Raw genomic sequence first — 12509 nt, forward strand, 5'->3', positions numbered from 1 at the left:
CGCCATTCTGCCAGTTATCAGCGCTTCTCCTGAAACGCCTGCCAGGTCAGCAACTGCAGACTGGCAGAAAAGTAGTTCTGATCCGCAGCCAGCTTATCGCTCAGATAGCCGGTTTCATTCAGCGTCAGGTCACGTACCGCCAGCAGTCCGCCCTCAAGATGGTAAGGTGCAGGGGCATTCGCCAGCACGTCGAACCAGGCGGGTGTCAGCATGCGGCTGTAACCCTGCCAGACGCGCTGAAACGGCACCAGTGCCAGACTGTGCGGGTCATACCACCAGATGTTCAGCGGCACGCGAATCGCATCGTAACTGAAGCGGTTCGAGTAGCCGACGGCCGGGGCAACCGAACCGTCGGCATTCAGTGCGACCCAGTCCATTGGCAGCCCGGTTTTGCCAAAGCTCAGCTTACCCAGCAGATCAAAGCCATCGTTAATCAGCTTATCCCAGACCTGAAGATGGCTGTGTTCACCAAACTCACGCCACGCCTGAAACAGGAAGTAAGAGGGATTGAGCACCACATAACTGACTTTGTTAAAGCCCTGCGCACCCGGCAGCATCACGGTGTGGCCGCCAAAGCTCGTGACATCCAGCCTGATAATGGCGCGCTGAATACGGTCAGATTCCTGCTGGTAGCTCTCCACCTGCCATTTCTGTGCAGCACGCTGTAGTGCCCAGGCCAGCAGTACATCACCATCGGAGGCGTTATTCTTGTCGGCGACCGGGTTGTCACTGCCCGGCACGTAGCGCCAGTAGAAGAGCTCGGTCTGCGGATTACGCAGCTGGCTGCGCGTCCACTGCCACAACCGATCAAAGGTGGCGCGATCGTCATTGGCCACCGCCAGCAACATGCCATAACCCTGGCCTTCGGTGTGACTGACGTTGTTATTGGCGGTGTCAGTGATCCGCCCTTCTGAGGTCACAAAGCGACTTTTAAAAGTCTCCCAGCCGCTGGCACTCGCCTGCGCGCTGCAGGCCAGCAGTAAAACAGAGCAGAGCCAGACCCGCCAGAGTGGATTACGTTTCATTTCCGATCCTATTGATATCGATAGTGCAGCGTGCTGCCATCGTTGAGTTCAAGCGTAACCGGCACAATGCTGCTGCCGCCCTGGCCCTGCAACCAGCCCGAAAAAAGTCCGGCCATCACCGCACCAAACGCCGCCTGCCAGTCAGCTGGAGAGTGGATGTTGTCGCCTGCCGGTAAGGCGTGACAGGCAATCAGCAGCGCCTTCTCTTCCGGCTGAAGCTGCACAAAGCCCCAGTTAAACCGCGCCAGTTGCAGATTGCACTCGCGCTCCAGATCCTGCACGGTACGCGACTCTGGCAAAGGATAGCGGTTCGCCAGCGATTCCCCCATCTTATAGAGAAAGGCTTCCGCCTCCTGCTGACCGGCGTTGGCGATCATCCCGTCAATCAGCACGCTGACCAGGTCAAACCAGCCTGGCTGATAAGGATGCGATACCCCCGAATGCTCACTCATTACTTCTCTCCGAACAGGTAACGGACATAGAGCTGTGCGCTGCTTTCGTTGTAGTCACCAAAGGTGTCATAACCCAGCTGGCCGCCAATCGTCACATCTTTATTAAGTTTGTAGTCCGCCCCGGCGTGCAGGTTGTAGCCGATGCCGTTTTTGCTGCCGCCGGAGTAGTAAGCGTCTTTCACGCTGCCGCTGGCGGCAAGGGATTCCAGCTCTGACTGCAGGCTGGCATCCGACGGGAAGTACGCGCTCTTATCCTGACTGTAGGTCTGATAACCGGCTGCACCGCCAATATTCACTTTCAGATCGTCAAACTTGCGTGAGAACTCTATCGGGAACGAGACCGACGCATAGTTCTGCGGGCTGAAGTAGCCGCCCTGACCGTAGCTGAAGTAGCTGAGGTTCTTTGAGAAGTCCATCCACGACAGGCTCATGCCGACTTTCAGCTCGCGATCGTCAGTGTGGAACGGACGGACGTAGGCGCCGGCTGTTGCCTGCAGGTTATTGTTGCTGGCGACATTCTCGCCGAGATAGCTGTACGCGCCCGCACCAGCATAGAAGCCCGCATCGCCATTGTCGTAGCTTAACAGGGCGTTAGCGCCGTTCTTCGTGACGCGTCCCCAGCGTTTGCCACTGGTTTTATCTTCTGCGCCGACGTAAGAGAGCAGGCTGTCGGTAATCGCGCGGCGCTCACCGGTCAGGATCAGCGTCAGGAAGTCGGTGAGTTTCGGTGACCACTGTACTCCCCCGACCAGAGTACTGAGATCCTGGCCCAGCGGCGTACTGCCGATATCCACTTTATAGCTGTCGCCCTTCAGCGCCAGATTCAGCTCCACGCCCGAAGCGGTTTGCGAATCGGTGGTGGCGTTCGGCAGGTCATTCACCGTTGCACCGCCTGCAGCCACCACCCTGCCCTGACTCAGCGCATTGGTGCCGAAACGGCGCCAGGCATCGGCTGCGCCACTGCCCGCCGTAAGTGAGACCGGCGTGGCGGTAAAGTCGAGGCGCGCCGTTTCAAACGGCACGGTAGAGAAGGTCAGCGGCGCTTTGGCTTCCGTCAGCTTGCTCAGGCCCGACTCGCCATCACGCCCGCGCACCTGCACCATGCCCTGACTCCAGCTGCCGGTTTTTTCCTGCAGCGAATCCATCATGGTGTCGACGTCGTGCAGAATCTGTGACTGTTGAGCAACGGTTTCGCTGCCCGCGGCCGGTTCGCCCTGCGTTGTCACGCCAGCGGCAACGCCCGCCGGTGCCGCCTGCCACGGCAGCACGGTGCCGTAGCTGGATGGTGAACGTCCCACCGGCGAAGTATCACGGTTGATAAACGGATTATCCGCCAGCGCCAGTCCGCCCACGGTCGGCACGCTGCCAGGCTGCGCGCCCTGCAGGCCAATCAGCTGACCGCGCGCTGAACGCAGATAAGTCATCGCCTGAGAATGCTCGCCATTGGCTTCCGCGACCCGCGCCAGCAGCAGCAGACGATCCGGTGTCTGAGTCGCACTGTTAAGGCCGCGACTCAGCTCATTAGCGCGCTGCACATTGTTCTGCGCCAGCGCGACATTGATGGCCCCGACGCGCGCATCCTGCGTCGGCGTATCCTGGGTCATCAGGTAGTCATAGACCACGCCCGCATCCCGGTTCATCTTGCCGTCCTGGTAGAGACGGGCCATCGCGAACATCAGATCGCGGTTCTGCGGATCCTGCTGCAGTGCACCAATCAGCTTGTCATACGCCACCGCGTACTGACGCTGCTGCCGCAGACGATCCACTTCGTTAATCAGATAGCCATTGCGAATACCGGCCAGTTGCGTTGGCGTACTGCGCGCCTGCAGTTCCGGATTGCTGAGGAAGCGCTGCGCCTCACTGCCGAGGCCCGCCTGATTCAGTACCGTCATCTGCGCGGCATAATCGCCCGCATTGCCCTGCACGCCACGCTGCAGGTTAGTCCGCACCACCGAAACGGCGCTGGTGAGATCGCCCGCCTGCGCCAGCTTCTGCGCCAGGTTTCCGGCATCAACCGGGTTGGTGGGTGGATTAACCGTGAGCGCCTTCAGGGTATTGGCGGCGGCAGCCGTCGCGCCCTGCGCCAGATACTGGTCGGCCGTGCTCATCTGCAGATTGAAATTAACCCGCTGCGCCAGTTCACGCATCGCCGCCGTCTTCGCGTTAGCGGGAATACGCGACAGCAACGTGCTGGCCTGCTGCCAGCCGCCGCTTTCGCTGGCGTTAAGCGCACCGGCATACAGTTCGCTGGTGCTGGCCCCGTTGCGCATCACCGGCTGCATCACGTTGGCCGCCAGCAGCGTGTCGCCCTGCTGACGATAGAGCCGGGCTAAATCGAGCCGCAGCCAGCCATCCGTGGGATAACGCTGAATACCCTGCTGCAGCGTCGCGATGGCAGCGGCATTGTTACCGGCCGCCAGTTGACGCTTCGCCTGCTGACGCAGCGCATCGGCTTCATTGGCCCGTGGCGTGACGCTCTGGCGTACGCTGTCCGGCAATGCACCCAGCAGCGTGTTAGCTTCGGTGCCCCGATTCTGCTGACGCAGAACGTAGAACAGTCCCTCTTTGGCGCTGCGGTTATCCGCATCGCTTTGCAGAATAGTGCGATAGAGTTGCTCCGCCTGCTGTGGCTGATTGGTGCGGCGCAGCACGTCGGCGCGGAACAGTCTGGCGGCCAGCCCTTTTTCGCCGTCAGCCTGCACCAGCGGTTCGCTTAATGTCAGCGCCTGCGCCGTGTCTCCGCTTTTCAGTGCCTGCTGGGCGCTGGCCAGCTGTGCATAAAAACGCGCATCGTCAGCCTGCTGCTGACGCGATGAACCCTGATCGCCGCCGAGCTGAGCAGACCGCTGCAGATAATCCGCCGCTTCCTGATAACGTCCGGCTCGCTGGGCCACATAGCCCATGCCCGCTAACGCATCGGCATCCTGCGGATTCGCACCCAGTACTTTTTCAAAGCTGGACTGCGCACCGCCGACGTCACCGCTGTTCAGCGCGCTGAATCCGGCCCCTTTTTCTGCGCCGCCGACGTTTTTACGGTAGTAGTCGATGACGGCGGAGTCCTGCGGATGACGTTGCTGCCAGGTCTGATAGAGCGCCGCATCTGACGGCTGCGGACCGAGCCACAGCAGCGCCTGACGCAGTGAGCGGTCGGCATCCTGATTACCGCTCGCCAGCGAACTCAGCACCTCAATGCCTTCGCGACGGGTTGTTTCCTGATAGGTCAGCGCTTTACCCAGCGCCAGCCGTGCGCCGGTGTCCTGCGGATGCTGAGCCGCAAACTGGCGCAGTGCCTCAACCGCCTGCGGCAGCAGCGTACGGTCGCCCGCCATAGTGAGATAATATTCTGCCGCGACGCTGGGTGGTGGCGCATTGCCGCTGAAGGTGTTGCGCCAGGTCTGTAACGCCGCCGGAATATTGCCGCTGCGCGCCTGCTGACGCGCCAGCGCAAGCTGCGCCTGCGGAATGGTCTGCATCTGGCGCGCGTTATCCAGCTCGCCAAGATGCGGATCGTTGGGGGAGACCTGACTCAGACGGGCGCGATACTGCGCCGCCGCCGCAGTGTCGCCGCTCTGCTGTGAATAGAGCGCCAGCAGGTAGAGCGCCTGAGTGTTGTTGGGTTCAACCATCAGCACCTTTTGCAGTGAGGCTGTCGCCAGGTCGTCATGCGCTTTCTGATGCCAGTAAGAGGCCTGATCGAACAGCGCCTGCAACGCCGGGTTGGCGCTTTCCGCCGCCAGCAGCGGCTGTGACAGGGCCAGCGCACTGCCCAGCAGCAACGCCTTACGGATACCGGCACTTAACAGATTTTTTTTCATTATTATTATCCTTACTTCCTGCCGGAATCACGGTCCTGCTTTGGGTTCAGACGTCGCCAGGCGTGACGCTTCAGCATCACCCAGGCCGCACTGCCCACCAGCGCGGAGAGCAGCATCGCCGCCACCGCCAGCAGCACCGAGTGCTGGTTGGCATACCACACCACCATCATGTACCAGGGCAACTCACCGCTGGGAAACTGCGCGCCGACGCGGAAACTGCGAATGCCGTTTTCATCGGTCATAATCGCGGTATCGCCACGAATGCCGGCGTTAATCTGCGCTGAACTCAAATCGTTATGCAGTCGCAACAGCTGATCGTCGCTGGTTGCCACCGTCATCACCACCAGCCGATCGCGGTTCCATGGCGATCGGTAGCTGAGGAAGCCTCGCCACGCTTCGTTGGAGGAGAAGTAACGATCGGCATCCAGCTGCTGACGGCTCCAGTCACCGGTCAGCCAGCCGCGTAATTTTTCCAGCGTGTCAGGCTCTTTCACCCCAAAAGTGCTGCTGGTGGCGTCATAAGGGGAAGCCGCCAGCATCGCCTGATTAAAGGCGCTGTTGCCGGTGGTGCTCACCGCCAGCAGATCGCTCTGCTGTATGCGCGCCAGATGGGTGCCGCCAGTCGGCAGGCCAAACAGTACCTGATTCTGTGTCAGCGCCAGACCGGTGGCTTTACCAGCCCGCGCCGCCAGATCCAGCAGCGTTGACAGTTCAGCATCGCTGGGCGTTTCCGGCAGCAGCAGCGTGGTCTGGCTGAAATCGGCCAGACGTGAGAACGGGAAAGAGGCACCCACAAAGTAAGAGAGGTTCGGCAGCATGCTGAAGTGACGGGTATGGCTCAGATCGATCCATGAATCCTCTTCAATCCGGCTCTTGATGTTGTTGTTCAGTAACACACCGCAGGGCGCATCAGCCCGCGGTTTGATATTGAAGTAGAGCGCCAGCTGGTTATCGCCATAGATCAGGTAGGGTTCGAGATTAAGCTGATACTGCTCCTGACGCGCATCACCGCCCAGACGGTGCCAGGCGTTCTCCAGCAGGCCGACTTTGTTCACCGTCAGATTGCGCAGAAAAGTGCCGTTAAGCATGACGTTAAGGAAGGAATTATCCTCATCGATCCAGCTTTCGGACGGGAAGCGATAGTGCAGATTGACCGGCACTGTGTCGCCATCCCACAGGAACAAATCAGGCGCGGCGCGGAAGTTAACACGCAGCGCATCATGCCAGATGCCGCTACTGGTCAGACTCTGATCTTTACGCAGCAGTTCGCTCAGTCGTACCGGACGGTCAGTGTTAATCCAGCGCGGGGCATCGTAAGGTTTGCGGTTTGCAATAGTCTGTGCGGGGACCTGCAGATGACTCTCATCAGTCATCAGTGGCTGCGTCGTCAGACGGTTCGCCGCCTGACGCAACTGGTCCTCATTGTTGCCACTGACCAGCAGCAATTTGTAAACCGGATTATTGGGATTATCCACCACCTGCAACATCGGACCGTTACTGGCCGGGAAAGTCAGGGTGCCGATCCGGTCACCAGGATGACCAAACAGGATGCCGTTGTGTTCCGGCAGTTCGCCGCGCACCACCGGGAAACGGATGCCGCGATAATCACTCTGAATGCCGAGCCAGGATGTCACCAGTGCCGCCGCGCTGACAGCATCGGCTGAAACATGACTGGCAAAGCCCACCGTCACGGTGGACGCCGTCATCCGCTGAGGATCCAGGAAGGGGCGCGGGAAATTACGCAGGCTGGTGCCGATATTGAGCTTCTGACCCTCAAGGTGCAGCGATGTGTTCGGCAGAATGGTGACCTGATACTGCTGTGCGCTCTCTCTTTCACACAGCAACTTGTCCGCATCATTGATTTTAAAACTCAGATTGTTCGCCGACACCACCATCGCCGCCGGAATATCCAGCTCATAGTCGCTGACATCGCTGTCCGTCGCACCCAGCGGCAGCGTGCCGAGCGGCTGACCATTCAGCATCAGTTGCAGCGACGTATTGCGTGCCGCCAGCGCAGCTGAGACGCGCAGCGTCAGATTAAGTCGCGCATTGGTGATGACTTCATCGCCGGGCAGGGTAAAGGTGATGCCCGACTGAAGCTGACCGCCGGTCAGCGTGATGCCGCGCGACTGGCCCATCTGGGCCACTGAAATAACACTACTGATTGGCTGATTGATGGCAGCCGCGATCGGCGGCTGCGCTTCTGCAACCGGTGCAGCTACCTGACCTGGCGCGTAGGGCAGCGCACTGGCGGCCGCTTCCAGCGCGGGATCGGCACTGCTCAGGCCCTGCGGCAGGGGCACCGCGGACAGCGCGCTGCTGTCCTGGGTCACCGCGCCGGTGGCGGCCATCGGCGCGGTGGTCTGGGCAGAAGCCGCCGCCTCACCGGTCGATGACGCGGTCTGAGGCGTTGAGGTCGCGTCACCGGTCACTGAAGATGGCTGAGTTTGTGATGTCGCCTCGCTACCTGGGGCGTAAGAGGCGTTCACCGGGGGTGCCATGGCATTGGGTGATGCACTCTGTGGCGCCGATGCCGGTGCAGATTCTGCGGACGGTGTCGCAGATGGCGCATTTGCCGCTGGTGACACTGACGGCATTGCAGACTCTCCACCGCTGACCGGGACCGCTACCTGGTCTGAACCTGCCGTCTGGGTGGAACCATTATTCATGGGCACCACAGATGCCGCATCGCTGGCCGGAGCCTGATTTGTCGCGGGTGCAATGACGGTGGCATCGGCAGGCTGCGTGGCGGAAACGGCATCAGACGGCATCGGAGCCGGACTGTTTACCGGCGCACTGGCAGGCTGCGTGGTGGAAGCAGCATCAGGCGGCGTCGGAGCCGGACTGTTTACCGGCGCACTGGCAGGCTGCGTGGCGGAAACAGCATCAGACGGCGTCGGAGCTGAACTGTTTACCGGCGCAGCACTGCTGTTATCAGTAGCAACCGGCGTTTCCGCGCCAGCGGGCGTCAGCCATAACGCTGCGGTCAGTGAACTGGCCAGCAGAATTTGCGTCAGGATCTTCATGCCGCCCCATCCTCTTTCGCCGCCGCGGCAACCGGGTCGACATTTTTACGTTTATCGTGGCGGCCTTTCCACGTCAGCCAGAACAGCTCAAAGACGGTACGGATAATAGTGCCCAGCGAAATCAGCGGGTTGTCCTGCTTATACTCCGGCTGAATCCAGGCATCAGCACGAGCCAGCACCACACGGACCAGTTCGCGACGACGCGCCAGCGGCATCGCCTCAAAGCGCAGACGGATGCTCTCATCATCGCCGGAAATCTGACTGACCGGGATAGTGATCGCGCCGGATTTCAGCAGCAGATCAATCTCTTCAATCTCATCAGTTTCATGACGTCCATCGGGTGCATCAAGCTGCGCGCCGCCCATCGAAAGGTTGCTGGTCTGGGTGCGCGATGAAATGCCGCTGGCGTAATGAATAATCGCCGGGATTTGCACTTCAACACGGATGGTTTTACGCACCTGCTTGGTTTCGCGCGCCACGGCAATTGCCGCCATCAGAATGATCAGGCTGAAGATCGCCCAGCCGACGTTGAGCGCGATAACGTAAGGATCGACGCCAAAATAGTCATGCATCACGGCACGCACCACGCCGGCTACAATGCCAATGCCCAGCAGCAGCGCCACAATCACATGCGGACGCACGATGTGGAAATCGAAGAAGCCCTGATCCAGCACGCCGCCTTTATCGGTCACGTTAAACTTGCCATGTTTTGGCGACAACAGGGTCAGAATGGTCGGGATCACCAGATGGAAGCACATCACCGTCTCATAAATTTCACCCCAGAAGGTGTAACGGAAACGGCCATTCATTCGTGAGTTAACGTAGAGCGACATCACCAGATGGGGCAGCACATAGGCAAAGATCAGCGAGGCCGATGAGTGAATAATATTCAGGTTAAACAGCAGGTAAGCCAGCGGTGCGGTCAGGAAGGCAACGCGTGGCAGGCCAAACTGGAAATGCAGCATGGCGTTGAGATAGCAAAGACGCTGCTGCCACTTCAGGCCACGGCCAAACAGCGGGTTATCGACGCGGAAAATCTGTGTCATGCCACGCGCCCAACGGGTACGCTGAATGATATGCAGGCCCAGACGTTCTGTTGCCAGACCGGCAGCCAGCGGGATCGACAAAAAGGCTGAGCCCCAGCCCAGTCGCTGCATTTTCAGGGCGGTGTGTGCATCTTCGGTCACGGTTTCAACGGCAAAACCGCCAATCTCTTCCAGCGCTGAACGACGGATCACCGCACAGGAGCCACAGAAGAAAGTGGCATTCCAGTTATCATTACCCTGCTGCACCGGGCCATAAAACAGCGAGCCTTCGTTTGGAATGCTGCGTGCTGCGCGCAGGTTACGCTCAAAGGGATCGGGAGAATAGAAGTAGTGCGGCGTCTGTAGCAGCGCCAGCTTCGGATCTTTCAGGAACGGTCCGACCGTCGCCTGCAGGAAGGTGCGCGTCGCCACGTGGTCGCAGTCGAAGATGCAAATCAGCTCACCTTTGGTGATTTTCATCGCATGGTTGAGGTTCCCGGCTTTGGCATGTTTATTGTCGTCACGGGTGATATAACCCACGCCGACATCCGCCGCAAAGCGGGCAAACTCGCTGCGCTTGCCATCATCCAGCAGATAGACCCTGATTTTGTCACGCGGGTAGTCGATACACTGCGCCGCGAGTACGGTGTCGCGCACCACATCAAGACTTTCATTGTAGGAAGGCACATAAATATCGACCGTCGGCCACAGGCTGGTGTCGTCCGGTAAGGGTTCAATCGTGCGTTTTAATGGCCAGGTGGTTTGCAGGAAGCCAAGAATTAAGATCAGCCAGACGTACAGCTCCGCCAGATATAAGCCAATGCCTAAGATAGCTTCAACTTCGGAATTAAAGTGCAGCGTCTCAGTGGTCCGCCACCAGATATAGCGGCTGGACATCAGCGCAGAGAGAACCACCATCACCACCGTTATTTTGCGGCTCTTGCTGAAACCCAATAAAAACATCATGCCGATGCTGATCAGACCAAAAATATACTGTTTCTGGCTGTCCATTGGCGTAATGATGATCACCGCGGCAACGGGTGCAAGCACCAGCAGCAGCAGGTAAAACCCGATTTTACTCATGATTCACCCTGAGAAGAGCTGTGTAAGTCAGTCGCCTGGCAGAAGCCGACTAAAAGTGGTTTGTGCGGATGGGAGCCTGAACTTCGCCATTACCCACGGTGATATTCAGAATGCTGCTGACCCTTTTCGCGATCAGTTCAATATCAAATGCCGCTGCCGAGGCGGGACTGAAATCATAAACAGACTGCTGCGAAGCATTGGCTTCACCTACACTTTCATCACGGTGAACCACGCCCAGTAAATTATCGCCCAGGCGCTGCTGCATAAACGCGGTGACATCGCGATTGATATTCCGGCGGTTGTCACACTGGTTAAGGATGAAATAGTGACCCTGCTTATTATTGAGAGGCTTACCGATCATCCGGTTCTCTTCAATCTGCGGTAATAACGATACTGATGCGGTATCGGCTAACATCACCACTAAATGCATATCGGCCAGCGCCGTCATTGCTTTAAGGGCGGGGCCCGGGCCCGGCGGGAAATCAGCCACGATCACCAGACCAGGATAATTGAGCACCGTATCCAGACCGCGCTTAATAAAGTGGGGATCTTTCATCAGGTTCTCTTCGAACCGTTCGCGCTGCGGCTCCGTGACGTCGCCATAGGGCAGCACAAAGATATTGCCGCCAGTGGTAAGAATCGACTGGCTCCAGTCCGCCTGCTCTTCTGAGCGCGCCACAAATCCGCGGCCATCATGAAGCGGCACGCCAAAGTGAAGACGCAGTGCATTCTGCACATCAAAATCAATCGCCAGAACTTTGCTACCGGAACGCGCCAGACTCCAGGCCAGATTCGCCGCCAGCGTGGTTTTCCCCACACCCCCCTTCGGCGAGCACACACAAACTAATGGCATAGCGCAATCTTCTCCAGTAACGGTTTGAGTAAGGTTTCTTTCGGCAGATTAATCTCGCGCGAGCGGAACAGCGCACCAAATCGTCCTGGCTCAGAATGGGTGGCGGTGGGTGCGACGACGGGCTGAAGTTCCGCCACGGTGGCAGGCCGGACCGGCTCAGCACGCAGCGGGGTCGCAGGCTCAGCCACGGCCGCTTTTTGCAGTGGTGGCGGTGGCGGAAAGAGTGATGAAGGACCGCGTGCAGTCGTGCTGGTTGCTGGCAGGTTATTGCCTGACAGGCTATCGAGAATCGAGGTGCGGGCTGCCGTTGCCGGTTGCGCAGTGAGTGCGGCATGTCGTGCCGGTGCCCCAGGCGGTGGAGCCGTAAACTCATCACCACGCAGCGGCTGAGGTTGCGGCAGGTCAATACGCTCGCCGCCGCCAAACGGGGTCTGATATTCTTCTTTCGCCAGCTGGCGAATCAATGCCCATTTACTGTGTTCCGCCGCTTCCTGCGTCTGGCCAGACATATCTTTAAAGTCGATGTCGAGCGTTTGCGTTTTCTCTTTAAAACGCTGCAAATCATCGTAATTATTCTTCATTGGCCATGGCCTGCAACAAGGTGGGAATTTTCCTGGAATATAACACATCCCTTTAATATCAGTCAGAAAAACCTGATTACAAAAAAAGCAATTTCAATCAAATTGTTTAATCATAAAGATTCAATAGTGGCGGAAGAAAGCCTCTGCCGAGTCATTACCGCTGATAATTAATAAGTAATACTTAAGTTAAATTCATTAGCCCTCTTTTAATAATTTTTCTGAAAATACCGCTCTTACAACCTCTGGCACTGCCAGGCTGACTCCTGTAAACAGCGTTTCAAAGAGCGTTCAGGCTGCCGCAGGCGCAAAACAATCGCATTTCTGCCATAAGTGATTGATGCTCTTTATCTTTTTTCACTGCAAATATCGCCAGAAGGAAAACAGGTTAAGACTGATAACGGAAAAAGAGGAGGAATAACCAGAAAGTGCTCGCTGACCTGCCAGCAGTGCGGCTTGCAGCTGAGTTGAGATAAAAAAAGGCTTCAGAAAAGAGCCTTCGGCTGGGGAGTTAAGATCGCGAACAGGCTCAGGCGGGCATACGCCTTACGCAAAGACGCAAAAGACGCCATCCCTGGCAGGCTCAGCGCGGGCGATTACGCACCTCATCCCTGAGGGGCGCCCGTAGCCGGGCCAACGCGTTGCGTTGTTC

Annotated in this window: 7 protein-coding genes; all 7 read right to left on the reverse strand. The window is 58.3% G+C overall.

Annotated elements, in window-relative coordinates; genetic code table 11:
* Positions 1 to 17 precede the first annotated feature (17 nt).
* The 7 genes from ACK13D_RS19950 to bcsO are packed head-to-tail and all read right to left on the reverse strand — an operon-like array spanning position 18 to position 11860.
* Positions 18 to 1025, reverse strand: coding sequence for a glycosyl hydrolase family 8 (locus tag ACK13D_RS19950; protein ID WP_187501481.1), 1008 nt, complete (start codon positions 1023 to 1025; stop codon positions 18 to 20).
* 8 nt (positions 1026 to 1033) lie between these two features.
* Positions 1034 to 1477, reverse strand: coding sequence for a cellulose biosynthesis protein BcsD (bcsD, locus tag ACK13D_RS19955; protein WP_033759423.1), 444 nt, complete (start codon positions 1475 to 1477; stop codon positions 1034 to 1036).
* Positions 1477 to 5292 (reverse strand): cellulose biosynthesis protein BcsC, encoded by a 3816-nt coding sequence (locus tag ACK13D_RS19960; RefSeq protein ID WP_346464715.1) that lies wholly within the window; start codon positions 5290 to 5292, stop codon positions 1477 to 1479. Before ACK13D_RS19960 ends, bcsD begins: the two co-directional genes overlap by 1 nt.
* Before the next feature lie 11 nt (positions 5293 to 5303).
* A complete protein-coding gene (gene bcsB / locus ACK13D_RS19965; protein WP_341576409.1) occupies positions 5304 to 8318 on the reverse strand; it encodes a cellulose biosynthesis cyclic di-GMP-binding regulatory protein BcsB in 3015 nt (1004 codons plus the stop codon).
* Positions 8315 to 10426: a UDP-forming cellulose synthase catalytic subunit gene (bcsA, locus tag ACK13D_RS19970; RefSeq protein WP_010671648.1), complete on the reverse strand. Its 2112-nt coding sequence runs from the start codon at positions 10424 to 10426 to the stop codon at positions 8315 to 8317. The genes bcsB and bcsA overlap by 4 nt, the downstream gene beginning before the upstream one ends.
* A 49-nt stretch (positions 10427 to 10475) precedes the next feature.
* Positions 10476 to 11279, reverse strand: coding sequence for a cellulose biosynthesis protein BcsQ (gene bcsQ / locus ACK13D_RS19975; protein ID WP_010671647.1), 804 nt, complete (start codon positions 11277 to 11279; stop codon positions 10476 to 10478).
* Positions 11270 to 11860 carry a cellulose biosynthesis protein BcsO gene (gene bcsO / locus ACK13D_RS19980; protein ID WP_307381298.1) on the reverse strand — a complete coding sequence of 197 codons (591 nt, stop codon included), beginning with the start codon at positions 11858 to 11860 and terminating at the stop codon, positions 11270 to 11272. Before bcsO ends, bcsQ begins: the two co-directional genes overlap by 10 nt.
* Positions 11861 to 12509 lie beyond the last annotated feature (649 nt).

Source organism: Pantoea sp. K16 (genome assembly GCF_048452805.1).
In the GTDB taxonomy this organism is placed as follows: Bacteria; Pseudomonadota; Gammaproteobacteria; order Enterobacterales; family Enterobacteriaceae; genus Pantoea; species Pantoea agglomerans.